14 protein-coding genes are annotated in these 13,250 nt (G+C 60.7%); 3 read left to right on the forward strand and 11 right to left on the reverse strand.

Annotated elements, in window-relative coordinates:
• Window positions 1–6: 6 nt before the first annotated feature.
• Complete coding sequence (locus LAD35_RS19420) at window positions 7–897, forward strand: DMT family transporter (protein WP_224150569.1); 891 nt, start codon at window positions 7–9, stop codon at window positions 895–897.
• Window positions 898–1,058: 161 nt separating this feature from the next.
• Here LAD35_RS19420 and LAD35_RS19425 read toward each other — a convergent pair whose 3' ends face one another.
• From LAD35_RS19425 to def, 9 genes are all read right to left on the reverse strand, one after another.
• Window positions 1,059–1,637, reverse strand: a complete 579-nt coding sequence (locus LAD35_RS19425) for a FlgO family outer membrane protein (RefSeq protein ID WP_224150570.1) — start codon at window positions 1,635–1,637, stop codon at window positions 1,059–1,061.
• Window positions 1,634–2,284 carry a hypothetical protein gene (locus tag LAD35_RS19430; RefSeq protein WP_224150571.1) on the reverse strand — a complete coding sequence of 217 codons (651 nt, stop codon included), beginning with the start codon at window positions 2,282–2,284 and terminating at the stop codon, window positions 1,634–1,636. Before LAD35_RS19430 ends, LAD35_RS19425 begins: the two co-directional genes overlap by 4 nt.
• Before the next feature lie 208 nt (window positions 2,285–2,492).
• Window positions 2,493–3,686, reverse strand: a complete 1,194-nt coding sequence (locus LAD35_RS19435; RefSeq protein WP_224150572.1) for a phosphoglycerate kinase — start codon at window positions 3,684–3,686, stop codon at window positions 2,493–2,495.
• A gap of 10 nt (window positions 3,687–3,696) precedes the next feature.
• On the reverse strand, window positions 3,697–3,861 hold the full coding sequence (locus LAD35_RS19440; protein WP_224150573.1) for a hypothetical protein: 165 nt from the start codon (window positions 3,859–3,861) through the stop codon (window positions 3,697–3,699).
• A gap of 18 nt (window positions 3,862–3,879) precedes the next feature.
• A complete protein-coding gene (locus LAD35_RS19445; RefSeq protein ID WP_224150574.1) occupies window positions 3,880–4,224 on the reverse strand; it encodes an AzlD domain-containing protein in 345 nt (114 codons plus the stop codon).
• The gene (locus LAD35_RS19450) at window positions 4,221–5,045 is read right to left on the reverse strand and encodes an AzlC family ABC transporter permease (RefSeq protein WP_184704354.1); all 825 of its coding nucleotides are present in this window, start codon (window positions 5,043–5,045) and stop codon (window positions 4,221–4,223) included. Before LAD35_RS19450 ends, LAD35_RS19445 begins: the two co-directional genes overlap by 4 nt.
• Window positions 5,042–6,028: a methionyl-tRNA formyltransferase gene (fmt, locus tag LAD35_RS19455; RefSeq protein WP_224150575.1), complete on the reverse strand. Its 987-nt coding sequence runs from the start codon at window positions 6,026–6,028 to the stop codon at window positions 5,042–5,044. The genes LAD35_RS19450 and fmt overlap by 4 nt, the downstream gene beginning before the upstream one ends.
• A 65-nt stretch (window positions 6,029–6,093) precedes the next feature.
• Window positions 6,094–6,642: a hypothetical protein gene (locus LAD35_RS19460; protein WP_224150576.1), complete on the reverse strand. Its 549-nt coding sequence runs from the start codon at window positions 6,640–6,642 to the stop codon at window positions 6,094–6,096.
• A gap of 1 nt (window position 6,643) precedes the next feature.
• Window positions 6,644–7,165, reverse strand: a complete 522-nt coding sequence (def, locus tag LAD35_RS19465; RefSeq protein ID WP_224150577.1) for a peptide deformylase — start codon at window positions 7,163–7,165, stop codon at window positions 6,644–6,646.
• A 172-nt stretch (window positions 7,166–7,337) separates the two neighbouring features.
• Here def and LAD35_RS19470 point away from each other — a divergent pair, with 172 nt between their 5' ends.
• Both LAD35_RS19470 and dprA read left to right on the forward strand, forming a co-directional pair.
• Window positions 7,338–8,564 carry a LysM peptidoglycan-binding domain-containing protein gene (locus LAD35_RS19470; RefSeq protein WP_224150578.1) on the forward strand — a complete coding sequence of 409 codons (1,227 nt, stop codon included), beginning with the start codon at window positions 7,338–7,340 and terminating at the stop codon, window positions 8,562–8,564.
• A gap of 36 nt (window positions 8,565–8,600) precedes the next feature.
• Complete coding sequence (gene dprA / locus LAD35_RS19475) at window positions 8,601–9,776, forward strand: DNA-processing protein DprA (RefSeq protein ID WP_224150579.1); 1,176 nt, start codon at window positions 8,601–8,603, stop codon at window positions 9,774–9,776.
• A gap of 47 nt (window positions 9,777–9,823) precedes the next feature.
• Here the strand turns inward: dprA and LAD35_RS19480 are convergent, their stop codons facing one another.
• A complete protein-coding gene (locus LAD35_RS19480) occupies window positions 9,824–12,184 on the reverse strand; it encodes a DUF1631 family protein (RefSeq protein ID WP_224150580.1) in 2,361 nt (786 codons plus the stop codon).
• Between the two features lie 115 nt (window positions 12,185–12,299).
• Window positions 12,300–13,250: a protein translocase subunit SecF gene (gene secF, locus LAD35_RS19485; protein WP_224150581.1), complete on the reverse strand. Its 951-nt coding sequence runs from the start codon at window positions 13,248–13,250 to the stop codon at window positions 12,300–12,302.

The following is a 13,250-nucleotide window of genomic DNA, read 5'->3' on the forward strand; positions in this document are numbered from 1 at the left end:
CTGCCCATGCCTACCCTGTCGCGAAAACAACTGATTACATTGACGCTGTTGACCCTGGTCTGGGGCCTGAACTGGCCGGTGATGAAGCTGGGCGTGCAGCATTTCCCTCCGCTGGCTTTCCGCGCCAGCTCCATGCTCATTGGTCTGCCCCTGCTGGCGGCCTTGCTGGTGGTGCTGAAGACGCCCTTCAAGGTGGAGCGCCGCTACTGGGTGCGCCTATTGGTGCTCGGCCTTTTCAACATGGTGCTGTGGCACACCTTGATCATCATTGCCATCCCCTTGCTGCCCAGCGGGCGGGCCGCCATTCTGGGCTATACCATGCCCATTTTTTCAGCAGCCATTGGCGCTCTGTTCTTCAGTGATCGCCTGCCAGCGCGCGCCTGGGCTGGCGTCGCAGCCGCAGCAGGTGGCGTGTTGCTGCTTCTGTGGAACGAGATGGACAAGCTGGGAGGCAAACCCACGGGTGTGGCGCTGATGCTGGTGGCTGCCGGCAGCTGGGCGCTGGGCACGCAGTTGCTGCGGCGCACCACGATCCCGGCACCGACACTGACGCTGGCTTTCTGGATGACTGTGGAAACCACCCTCTGCCTGTGCGTGCTGACCACGGTGCTGGAACGCCCGCAGTGGCATGCCCCCGATGCAATGGCCTGGGGCGCCATTCTTTTCAATGCCATCCTGGTGATCGGCTTTGCGCAGGTGGCCTGGTTCTTTCTGGTGCGCACCCTGCCACCATTGGCCTCCACATTGAGCGTGATGATGATCCCGGTACTGGGGGTCTTCAGCGGCGCGTGGTGGCTGGAGGAAGTTCTGCACTGGCAGGACTGGACGGCTGTGGCCCTGATGGTGGTGGCCATTGCCTCGGTGCTGTGGCCAAGCAAAGCCAGCACCCGAGCCTAGCCCAGCGTGTTGGTAGGCGATCACTGATGACGCCGGGCTGTTCCTCAGCGCTGTCCCGGCGCCAAAGCCACGTTCTCTGCACCCATCATCTGCAATAAAAAACGCACTATCAAAACGATAGTGCGTTGCGCTCACCAGATGGGCGCTAGCCCATGCTTGGCTTAACGTGGTGCGTTCACCAGACGGGTCACGTCGCGGTCATTGGGCAGTGCGTAGTCGTAGCCCGCGAGGATGCGGCTGTCTTCGGTGCGCACGAGCTTGAGGCTGACGTAGGTGAAGTTGGCCGCAGGCGAGTAGGTGCCCACCACCACCATCGAGGCGTTCTGGCTGCGGGCAATGTCACGCATTTCGCGCGACAGCATCAGCTCGCCGGTGCCTTCACGCACATACAGATCGGTGCGCAGCTTGACTTCCTTGACGTGGAAGCCGCGTGCAGCCATCTGGTTGGCGTAGATCTCGGACAGCGTGCGACCCAATGGGGCCGACGCACTGGTGTTGTTCACGTTCACCACGGTGGCCACCAGCACAGGGCCCGTGCCCACGGCTTGAGGCACCACGGTGGCCGTCAGCTTGTTGATGGCATCCTGGCTGCTGGCCAGGAAATTGTTGGCATCTGCAGCCTGGTAGGTAGGCTCGGTGCGAACCGTGCTCACCGGCTGGGCGGGAACGCCCCAGCTGGTGCAGCCTGCCAATACGGCGGCAGATGCGAGAGCTGCAATGGAAGTCAGTCGCATCATCATTTGTTCACCACCTTCATGTTCACGGCACGATAGGCTTCGGTCTTGGCGAACTGGCCGACGGAGGCGTTGTCCACATAGTACACATTGGACTTGCGCGCCACGTACTGGCCTTGGCGCAGCACGGTCGAGGTCAGCAGCACTTCCGAGTAAGCTGGTGCGCCAGCGGCGGTGACGGGCTGGTAATCGGCGTCGCCAATGGTGGCACCAAAGCCGTAGTAACCATTGCGGTTGTAGCCATCCGGCGCTTCGGGGCTGTAGCCGCCGACATGCTGCAGATTGTGGTGCACGATCTTGGCATCGTAGTTCAGCTCAAGCTGCTGGCCAGGGGTGTTGTAGACCGAGGCGCCATGCTGCACCAGCTTGGTCACCACCAGATCGTGGAACACCGCATCAAACGCGCTGGCGTTCTGCGGCAGGGCCACATACAGCGGCGTCTTGGCATTGAGGCCATTGCGCTCCAGAGTCGCCATGGTTTCTGCCACCACGTCGCTGGCCATCAGGTCCCAGTGGCCCGCAGCACGCACCTTCATCTGGGTTGGTTGCGCATAGTTTGCGCCGTATGGAACGGGAGCTTCTACCGCGCAGCCCGTCAATGCGAGCACAGCGCCAGCCAGCGCTGCAGCTCCAATGGTCTTTTTCAATGCCATGTTTTCCCTCCTCGGAATTGGAATGTGGGCGAGCCGATGCCCGTCCATGCTTGGTTCCATTGTTGTAGATGTGATGGCGCAAAGACAAGGAAAACGATCCAAAGTGCGAGCACAACGAAGCATTTTGTTGTTTTTGCTCACACTTTAGTGTTTACTCCTTGCAAGCGCTCCGGCCAGGGCGCGCCGTGAGCCACCACGCGGGTCGCCTTCAGCCGTTGGCGCGCTTTTCCAGGATCTCGAACGCTGGCAGTGTCTTGCCCTCCAGCACTTCAAGGAAAGCACCGCCGCCGGTCGAGATGTAGCCGATCTTGTCTTCAATGCCGTATTTGGCAATTGCGGCCAACGTGTCGCCGCCACCGGCAATGCTGAAAGCAGGCGACTCGGCAATGGCCGCTGCAATGGTTTTGGTGCCGCCGGCAAACTGGTCGAACTCGAATACGCCGACCGGGCCGTTCCAGACGATGGTGCCCGCCTGCTTGAGCTGCTCAGCCAACCCGGCCGCCGTCTCGGGGCCAATGTCCAGGATCATGTCGTCGTCGGCCACATCGGTCGCCTTCTTGACCGTGGCTGGCGCATCGGCGGCAAAGGTCTTGGCCACCACTACATCGGTCGGGATGGGCACATTGGCGCCGCGCGCTGCCATGACATCGATTACCGCCTTGGCTTCACCCACCAGATCAGCTTCGGCCAGCGACTTGCCGATCTTCAGGCCAGCGGCCAGCATGAAGGTGTTGGCGATACCGCCACCCACGATGAGTTGGTCCACATTGTTGGACAGCGATTGCAGAATGGTCAGCTTGGTCGATACCTTGGAGCCCGCAACAATGGCCGCCAACGGGCGTTTGGGGTTGGCCAGCGCCTTGCTGATGGCATCGATCTCGGCAGACAGCAGCGGGCCTGCACAGGCAACCGGTGCGTACTCGGCAATACCGTAGGTGGTGCCTTCGGCGCGGTGGGCGGTGCCAAAGGCATCATTCACATAGATATCGCAGAGCTTGGCCATCTTCTGCGCCAGCTCGGGAACATTCTTTTTCTCGCCCTTGTTGACGCGGCAGTTTTCCAGCAGCACGACCTGGCCGGGCTGCACCTCAACGCCGTCGACCCAGTTGGCAACCAGCGGCACATCACGGCCCAGGAGTTCGGCCATGCGCCTGGCCACGGGAGCGAGCGAGTCTTCGGGTTTGAATTCGCCTTCGGTCGGACGGCCCAGGTGGCTGGTCACCATCACGGCAGCGCCGGCTTTCAAGGCCATCTCGATGGCGGGAACCGACGCACGCACGCGTGTGTCTTCGGTGATGTCGCCGGCATCGTTCAACGGCACATTCAGGTCGGAGCGGATGAATACACGCTTGCCTTGCACCTTGCCCTGGGCACACAGATCGGAGAAACGGAGGATGTTCATGGAATGGTCGTCACAGAGTCAAAAAACCGATGGACAGCATGGCCGCTGCCGGAATTGCCGCCATTGTAGAGGCGCCATCCGGGCAGATGCAGATGCCAGGAGAGGTCGGCGCCTCGCCAGTGATAAAGATCAAGAGGAAATCGGCCGCCAGCGCCCGACTGGAAAGCGCATTCACATCAAAATCAATAGCAGATCACCAGCCCAGACCAATGTGCAGAGGCAGGTACACCGCCATACCGACCACGATGGTGCCCAGAATGCCGCGCTTCTTGAAGTAATAGAGGGTGGCGCAGACGAGCGCTGGAATGCGCGCATCCAGCACCGTGGTGATGAGGTGACCCTGGGTCATCAGCACCTCTGGCGCGATGACGGCGGTGAGCGCCGCAAGCGGTGCGTATTTGAGGCCGCGCTTGAGCCAGTCGGGCAGCGGCAGCTCGTTTTTCGGGATCATGAAGAACGCACGGGTAATGACGGTGATCACCGTGAGGCCGACGATGGCCGTCAGTTGGTAGAGCAGCTCCCAGTCTTCGGCGCTCATCGCACATGCTCCTCGTGTACGGGCACGGCACTGGTTCCATCGTCGGGCTGCTCCGGGCCGGGCGACGGCAGTGGCTTGCTTTTGGCCACGACAACGATTTTGGGTTTGCGCCCGCGCTGATCCACCGCTTCCACCAGGAGGCCAATCGTCACGGCGCAGGCAATTGCCACCAGGATATTGAGCTTGAGCGGAATACCGTAGGCCGCAATGGCTGCAGTGGCGGCAATCACAGCAGAAACCTTGGTCGCGCGATCAATCAGCATGGAATACAGTACGCCCAACAGCGCCAGCACGCCAGCAAAGCCCAGGCCCCACTCAAGCGGCACCACATTGGCCAGCAGGATGCCGGCAATCGAGAAGCCTTGCCAGGCGACAAAGTTGACCGACGACGCCCCCCAGAAGTAGTACACCTGCTGGGGCTTGGGCACAGGCGCGGTATAGCGGCGCATGAAGGCCACAAAAATCACATCACCGCTGAAATAGCCGATGCACAGCCGGTGCCATAGGGGCAGGTGCGCAAAATAGGTGCGCCACATGCTCGAGAGGATGACGAAGCGCAGGTTGACGCATGCCGCCGTGAACCACACCACCCACAGCGGCGCACCGGCCGCCAGCAGCGGCAACACGGCCAGCTGGGCACTGCCGGCATAGACGACCAGCGACATGAAAATGGCCATCGGCGCCGAAATGCCGGCCTTGACCATGGCCACGCCTGTCACCAGCGCCCAGGCGGCAATGCCGACTGCGGTGCCGGACATATCGATCACCCCGGCACGAAAGCTCGGGTGTTCGGTTGCGCGGCGCAGCTGCTGCAGGGTCATGCAGCCGCCGGTGCAGATGGATCGTCGCCCAGGATCTGGCCTGCCTGCAGTGCATGGCCACGCAAAAAGTCTGCGGCCTTCAAGCGCTTGCCGCCGGGACGCTGCAACTCGGTGATGCGCAAGGCTCCGTTGCCACAGGCCACGACCACGCCTTCATCAGATACAGACAGAATCTGCCCGGGTTGCGCTTGTGGATTGCGCTCTTTGCTATCAATTTCTGCAGACCACAGCTTGACAACTTCGTCGCCGATGCGGGTGGAAGCAGCCGGGAACGGGTTGAACGCACGGATGCGGCGGTCGATCTGCTCGGCGCTATCGTCCCAGTGGATGGTGCTCTCTGCCTTCTCGATCTTGTGCGCGTAGGTGATGCCTTGCGCAGGTTGCGGTGTGCGAGCCAAGCCGCCACAGGCGCTCATCTCCAGCGCTTCCACGATCATGCGCCCGCCCAGATCGGCCAGCTTGTCGTGCAGGCTGGCGGTGGTGTCGGTATCGGTAATCTTCAGGCGCTCGATCAGGCACATGTCTCCGGTATCGAGGCCAATATCCATCTGCATGATGGTGACGCCGGTCTCAGCGTCGCCCGCCTCGATGGCGCGGTGGATGGGAGCCGCCCCGCGCCAGCGCGGCAGAAGGCTGGCATGGATATTGAGGCAGCCCTTGGCAGGCAGATCCAGCACCCACTGCGGCAGGATCAGTCCGTAGGCGGCCACCACCATCACATCGGGCTGCGCCGCCAGCAGGGCATCGCGGGCGGCTGCTGCCTCATCGGGGTATTTGCCATCCAGGCGCAGGCTGTGCGGCTGGCTGACGGGAATGTGGTGGTCCAGTGCGCACTGCTTGACGGGCGATGCCTGCAATTTCATGCCACGGCCTGCCGGGCGGTCAGGCTGGGTCAGCACCAGAGGCACATCAAACCCGGCTGCCAGCAACTGCGTGAGCGCCACACGGGCGAATTCCGGCGTGCCGGCAAATACTACTTTCATGTCGTTTGGTGGTGGCGCAAGGCCCCTGTCATCGGCAGGCTTGCACAATGGCTGCAAGCCGCCTGTTAATCACGCTGGCGCGGCTCGGGCGTGGGCTCGTCCATGAACATCAGCTTTTGCACGACGCCCTGCGGATCGATATGCACATGCGCAAACCGCTTGATGTTATTGTCCCAGAAGCGGTAGGTAAAGACGCGGCCCTTGAAACTGTAAACCTGGGTGACTTCCATTGGTGGCCCGAAGTCCTGCAGCAGTTGCTGCTCGGTGTACTGGCCATTGCGGATGGCGCCAAATTTCTCGGCCGTCAACACCTGTGTCGTGGACTTCAACTGGCCATCGGCCCCAAAGCGCAGTTGGAAGGCCTCGCGTCCCATGGGCTGGGTGGAGTAGAGCCAGCGCTCACCTCCATCATCGGTTTTGACCACCGAATACGGCGCACCCAGCTTGGCCTGCACCGCCTGCACGCTGTCGCCCGGCTTGAACTGGGTGGGATAGGCACAGCCTGCAAGCAGCAACCCCGCCGCCAATACCGCCCACAGCCTGTGCAACAGGCTTGCAGGACGACAGCCCGCCCTCTGCAAGGATACGGTGCCGTGGCGCAGGAGCGTGTGCATATCAGGCTTTCGCGTCTGCCAGATCGCGCTTTTGCTGCTTGACCAGCTTGGTCTTGATGCGGTTGCGCTTGAGCGGCGAGAGGTACTCGACAAACACCTTGCCCATCAGGTGGTCCATTTCGTGCTGAATGCAGATGGCCAGCAGGCCCTCGGCGTCAATCTCGCGGCTTTCGCCTTTTTCATTCAGCGCCTTGATCTTGACGGCAACCGAGCGCTCGACGCCGTCATAAATGCCGGGCACCGACAGGCAACCCTCATCGCCCATCTGCTTTTCATCGCTGGCCCAGAGAATTTCCGGGTTGATGATGACCATGGGCTGGTCGCGCTCTTCGGACACGTCGATGACGATGACACGCTCGTGCACATCAATCTGCGTGGCCGCCAGGCCAATGCCGCTGGCGTCATACATGGTGGCCAGCATGTCCTGGGTGAGCGTGCGGATACGGTCGTCCACCACTGCAACAGGTTTGGCCACCTTGTGCAGACGGGGGTCGGGATAGCAAAGAATCGGCAGAATTGTCATGGATTTGGTCTGTGAATGTCGTTATTTTCGCCACTTTTGCTCGCCAATGCCCGCCCGGCTTGCAATAATCATTGATCGATCAAGGGCTTGGCCCGAGAATCAGAGCGAATTACAAACGATTGAACGCTGGTCGGCTGCAGCCCGCCAGCGCATGTGAGGGAGTCACCCGGCAATGCCAGCATCCACGCCAACCCAGCCACTGTTCCGCCATCTGCGCGTCACCGCTGTTGCGACAGCCATCGCATCGGTCTGTCTCACCAGCCTTGCGGCAACCCCGGCATCGCAATTGCCGGTTACCGCCCAGCAACGCAGTACTGCGCAAAAAGTGGCATCGCAAGGTATTCCAGAGAGCGATCTCGCAGCCAAGGCTCCTGATACCTATGTGGTCAAGCGCGGCGACACGCTGTGGGATATCTCTCGCATGTACCTGAAGCAGCCATGGCGCTGGCCCGAGCTGTGGGGCATGAACCTCAAGACCATTGCCAATCCACATCTTATTTACCCGGGTCAAACCCTATATCTGGAGCGCAAGGATGGCTTTGCGCGCCTGGTCACTTCGCGCAGCGGCGAGGACGAAGTCATCCGCATCTCTCCGCGCGTGCGCAGCGAAAGCCTGTCTGGCAACGCATTGCCCGCTGTGAACCAGCGCCTGATCGAAGCCTTCCTGGTAGAGCCCGAGGTACTGGGCGAGGGTGAAAGCGAAAAAGCGCCACGCCTGGTGGGCGCCACCCAGGAACGCGCCCTGCTCTCCCCCGGCGACCGGGTCTATGGGCGCTCGGCCGACAACTCGCTGGAAATGGGCCAGGAGCGCCAGTTCTACCGGGTGTTCCGCAACGCGACGCCTATGAAGGATCCGGAAACCGGCGCCATCCTGGGCTACGAAGCGCAATACCTGGGCAAAGTCCAGTTGGTGGCAGGCGAACGCCAGGAAACCACGCTGGATGTGAAGGGCCGCCAGCACACCGACCCCGTACCGGCCTCGCTCGACGTGACTTCGGTCAAGGAAGAAATCCGCATCGGCGACAAACTGCTGCCCATGCCGCGCCTGCAGGTGACAAGCTATGTCCCCCACGCGCCCGATGAGCACCTGCAAGGCAGCGTGGTCTCCATCTACGGCAGCAATTCAGTGGCGTACGCCGCCCGCAACAACGTGATTGCCATCAATCGTGGCCAGGCAGACGGTGTGGAATTGGGCCATGTATTCCGCCTGATGACGCGCGGCGCCCGCATCAAGGACAAGACGGATGCCGACCAGACCGTGATCAAGCTGCCGAACGAAGCCAATGGTCTGGCCATGGTGTTCCGCACCTTTGACAAGGTTTCCTACGCCTTGATTCTGGAGGCCAAGGAAGGCGTGAAGGTCGGCGATGCCCTCATCTCGCCCGACTATCGCCCCTGACAGGTATCTACCCCCACCCCGCGCAGTCCTTAAACCATGCATGAACAGGCACTGCGCGACTGGATTCAACTGACAGCCACGCCAGGCCTGGGCAATACGTCGGTTCGCCGCCTGCTTGCCCAGTTTGGTCTGCCCGCGCAGATTCTGGCGCAGCCCGCATCGGCGCTGCAATCCTGCATCTCGGCGAACCAGACAAAAGCCCTGCTCCAGCCATCGGATACCGTCCGTAGCCTGCAAACAGCAAGCTGCGCATGGCTGCTGGCGGCACCATCATCGTCGCTAAGGCGCCACATCATCACCTTGAGCGACCCAGACTATCCGGGCCGCCTGCTGGAAACCGCCGACCCTCCTGTTCTGCTGTACGTGTTGGGACATGAGCAATGGTTTGGCGCAGACGGTTTGCTCAAGGCTTGGCCAGATAAATCCCTGGCAGTTGTTGGCAGCCGCAATCCCACAGCGCAAGGCAGTGCCAATGCCCATGCTTTTTCTCAGGCACTTGCTAGCCAAGGCGTGAGCATCGTGTCCGGCTTGGCGCTGGGTATTGATACTGCCGCGCACCAGGGCGCTTTGGCAGCACCGCCTCTTGAAACCCCGGCGACGATTGCCGTGATCGGCACCGGCATTGACCGCGTCTACCCCAAGCACAACCATGCACTGGCCCAGCTGATTGCAGAACACGGTCTGATCGTGAGCGAATACCACCTGGGAACACCGCCACTGGCGCAGAATTTCCCCAAGCGCAATCGCATCATCTCGGGACTGGCACTGGGTACGCTGGTGGTGGAGGCCACTCCGGAATCCGGCTCGCTGGTGACCGCCCGCCTTGCCAATGAACAGGGGCGCGAGGTATTCGCCATCCCGGGCTCCATCCATTCCCCCCAGAGCAAGGGTTGCCATGCACTGATCCGGCAAGGCGCCAAACTGGTCGAAACAGTCGCAGACATTCTGGACGAGCTGCCACTGCTTTCCAACACCAAGTTTGGCAATCTGCCGCCTGCAGCGGCAGACGGGGTTGCAGGTGCACCCAGCTCCCAGCCCCCTGCCAACCCATTGCTTGCAGCACTGGGCTATGACCCGACAGATCTGGACACGCTGTCTGCGAGAACCGGCTGGGATGCAGCGACCTTGCAGATCCAGTTGCTTGAACTGGAATTGCAAGGCCAGGTAGCGCGCCTGCCTGGCGGTCTGTACCAGCGCCAAATCAGCGGCTGATCAGTACAGTAGTTCAGCAGTCGACCCGTGGCTGATTGCCGGCAGGCCTACTGCAACAGGCGCTCGGGATTGGCTTCGATCTTTGCCAGGGCATCGCGCGCTGCGCGGGCCGTGATACCTTCCGCATCGCGCGGCACCAGCAAGCCCGATTGCAGGTAATTGCCCATACGGCGCAACTGGAACAGAAAATACACGCCGCTGAGCGCCGCAAACAATTGCAGCTGCCGGTGCTCGCTGTGCCACGCATATTGCACCTGCATGGGGCTGCCATTGTGGTCCAGCATGAACCAATGGCCCACCGCCAGGTGTTTGGCCCACTCCAGCACTTCAGGCGAGACTTGCGTGCCATTGTCCGCAATCACATGGATGGCCGTGGTATCAATGCCGAGCATGAGCTCGATGCTCTCGGCGCTGAGCGGATAGTCTTCGGTCACGACGTCATCGAGCGCATCTTCGAGGTGCGCCAGGCGTTGTGCCATCGCCTCGATACGCTCGCGGGGAATTTCATGGGTCTTTGCCAGAAACGCACCGGCAACGATGTCCATCAAGGATTTGACGATTTCATCCTGTCTTTCATTCAGGACACCTGCCAGCGTCAAACCTTGGCGCAAGACCGTTTGCAGCACAGGCAACTGGCGGATGACCTTGGCACGCTCTTCCTTGCTGGGTTTGGCGGACGCGGACCACACCAGATCCAATGCAGCCTGCTTGAATTTCTTGGTGTTCTCGTGCTCGGCCCCGAACCGGATGGTTGACATGGCCAGAACATCCGACCATTGCTTGAACAGGAATTCGCGCACCTCACCATCGACTGGCATGTCCAGCAGCATATCGCGCAGCTGGATTGTGTACTGGATGGCGAGCGTTTCCTTCTGCTCCACCTGTTGCGCCAGGCTCACCAGCTCCTGGGCCTTGGGCGTCTGCTCGGTCAGGTTGGTTTCCAGGAACTTCTGGAATTCCTTGAGCACCAGCTGAAACACGCGGCTGCCCGTTTCGGGGTATTGCTCAATCACCTGCACCACACGCTTGACTTCGGCCTCCAGTGCCGTCCCACTGAGCGCTGAGGCCTCGAAGCCCAGAACGCATGCCCCCATGCGGTCGATCAGCTGACGGGCCGGGTGTTCCATGTCATTGAAGAATGCGGGCTCCGCCAAGGCCACGCGCAGCACCGGCACCTGCAGACGCGCAAACCAGATTCGGATACCGGCAGGTATGCGGTCCTCGTTCAGAATGCTCTGGAACATCAAGGCGATGATTTCAATGATCGCCTTTTCTTCGTCAGATGTTGCAACGCTTTTGAGCGACGACGATTGCTGCCTGGCAGCCATGGCCACGGGAGCAATAATGTGCGCAGCGCCGTATTGGGTCGGGCCAGGGACGGTGTCGAACCAGGCCGACTCCATCATCGAGGGTTGTGCGATCAGCGCCTGCTGCAGTGCGTGGGAAATCAGTACACCACCTCCACCGCCTTGCCCTGTTCGCGCAGTTGCACCGCCGCCACCAACCATGCCCCCACCGCCAGCAGACCCTGCAAGTCCGCCCAGAAAGCCGCGCAATTGCGCAAGCACGCCCGTCGCCTTCTGCTTGGCGGCCGCAATCGCACCCATTCCCTGCACTGCGGCAAAACTGGGCGTTACGTCGGCGATTCCTGTGGCCAGTCCTGTCCTGGCAGACATGTTGGCGGAGAAGGCTCCTGGCACCGCCTGCCCGGAGCTTGCTGCTGCAGCACCGCTGGCAGCCTCCCCTTCCGTCCGCTTGATGCGACTGCCTTTCAGATCCTCTTCTGTGGCAGCATTTTGCTCGCTATAGAACTGCTGCACACTTTCATAGTTTCTTGCACCCACATCAGTGATCTGCGCGAGCAACTCCGTGCGGAGCATCTCCAGCGTGGCACGGTCCAACCCTGCACTCTCCCAGGCCTCCATCAGCTTCTGGCACCAGATTTCGGGACGCAGAATATCGCTCGCCCCCAATTCTTCATCTTCCAGAAACTGGGTGACTCTGCGGACATGGTCAAATGCAGGAGCTACGGCCTCCAGAACCTGGGCCGCCATGCGCGATGCAAAAATCTTGCCATTCATCGCCTCATCGGTGACCAGCTCCAGCATCAGGCTGGAGGACGACGTGTCTTCCTGGGCATCTCCGCTCAACAGGCTTTGACGAAAGAGCTTGGTGGCGGCATCAATCCAGGCCTTCTGGTGCTGCTCCAGCTTCTTCGATGCGTCCCTCAAAGCCACATGACTCCGCCCTACATCCACGATGGGCTTAGCCAGGATTGCTGCCAGTTGCTGATTCAGTTGCAGAATCACCACGGGAAGCCCGGCACACAGACCGCCGACAAACCGCAATCGCGCCTGCCGAGCCAGTTTCTTTTGCCAGATGCGTTGGTGCGATGGAGCGACAGCCACAGAATTCCCGATGCGTTAATGTTATTGTGGCCCTCGCAAACCAGGCCCGGACAAAACGCCTGTCTCATCGAGTTGCGTTTTGTCCAGCGGCATGGTCTGCACAAGCCCTAAGTTGTCACACCGTGGCACCCGCATTGGGGTCGTTGGGGTCATGATCCTTCTTGGTCTGCTTGACCAAGTCCTCCCGCTTGACACCCAACCACATCGCGATCGCAGCTGCCACGAAAACCGATGAGTAAATACCAAAGAGGATACCGATAGTCAGCGCCAATGCAAAGTAATGCAGGCTCGGTCCACCAAAAAAGAACATCGAAAGCACCATCGCTTCGGTCGAAGCGTGGGTAATGATGGTGCGGCTCATGGTGGAGGTGATGGCGTGGTCAATCACCTCATGCGTGTTGAGTTTGCGGAACTTGCGGAAAGCTTCGCGGATCCGGTCAAAAATCACCACCGACTCATTGACCGAGTAGCCCAGCACCGCCAGCACACCTGCCAGTACCGATAGCGAAAACTCCCACTGGAAGAACGCAAAGAAGCCCAGGATGATCACCACGTCGTGCAAGTTGGCGATGACAGCCGCAACACCAAACTTCCACTCGAACCGAATGGCCAGATAGATAACGATACCCAGAACCACCATGCCCAGCGCCATCAGGCCCCCGTGCACCAGCTCTTCTCCTACCGAGGGGCCAACGAATTCGCTGCGCTGCAAGGTCACGCTGGAATCGGCCTGCTTAAGCGCCGCCATGACCTTCTCGCCCTGTTGTGCAGATGTCACGCCCTTTTCAATAGGCAAGCGAATCATCACGCGGTCTGCGCTGCCGACGTTCTGCACCAGCACGTCCTGGTAACCCAGGGCACCGACCTGCTCACGGATCTTGCCGACATCCGCAGGCTGCTGGTAAGCCACCTGCATGACCGTACCGCCAGTGAACTCCACCGACAGGTGCAGGCCACGGGTGGTCAGGAAGAACACCGCAAGAACGAAGGTGATGACCGAAATCGCGTTGAGCACCAACGCGTATTTCATGAACGGGATGTCTTTTTTAATACGGAAGAATTCCAT

The sequence above is a fragment of the Comamonas odontotermitis genome, assembly GCF_020080045.1.
Taxonomy (GTDB): Bacteria; Pseudomonadota; Gammaproteobacteria; order Burkholderiales; family Burkholderiaceae_C; genus Comamonas; species Comamonas odontotermitis.

Coding starts and splice junctions, on each gene's coding strand:
- LAD35_RS19420 (WP_224150569.1), top strand. CDS start 7: ATGCCTACCCTGTCGCGAAAACAACTGATTACATTGACGCTGTTGACC.
- LAD35_RS19425 (WP_224150570.1), bottom strand. CDS start 1,637: ATGATGATGCGACTGACTTCCATTGCAGCTCTCGCATCTGCCGCCGTA.
- LAD35_RS19430 (WP_224150571.1), bottom strand. CDS start 2,284: ATGGCATTGAAAAAGACCATTGGAGCTGCAGCGCTGGCTGGCGCTGTG.
- LAD35_RS19435 (WP_224150572.1), bottom strand. CDS start 3,686: ATGAACATCCTCCGTTTCTCCGATCTGTGTGCCCAGGGCAAGGTGCAA.
- LAD35_RS19445 (WP_224150574.1), bottom strand. CDS start 4,224: ATGAGCGCCGAAGACTGGGAGCTGCTCTACCAACTGACGGCCATCGTC.
- LAD35_RS19450 (WP_184704354.1), bottom strand. CDS start 5,045: ATGACCCTGCAGCAGCTGCGCCGCGCAACCGAACACCCGAGCTTTCGT.
- fmt (WP_224150575.1), bottom strand. CDS start 6,028: ATGAAAGTAGTATTTGCCGGCACGCCGGAATTCGCCCGTGTGGCGCTC.
- LAD35_RS19460 (WP_224150576.1), bottom strand. CDS start 6,642: ATGCACACGCTCCTGCGCCACGGCACCGTATCCTTGCAGAGGGCGGGC.
- def (WP_224150577.1), bottom strand. CDS start 7,165: ATGACAATTCTGCCGATTCTTTGCTATCCCGACCCCCGTCTGCACAAG.
- LAD35_RS19470 (WP_224150578.1), top strand. CDS start 7,338: ATGCCAGCATCCACGCCAACCCAGCCACTGTTCCGCCATCTGCGCGTC.
- dprA (WP_224150579.1), top strand. CDS start 8,601: ATGCATGAACAGGCACTGCGCGACTGGATTCAACTGACAGCCACGCCA.
- secF (WP_224150581.1), bottom strand. CDS start 13,250: ATGGAATTCTTCCGTATTAAAAAAGACATCCCGTTCATGAAATACGCG.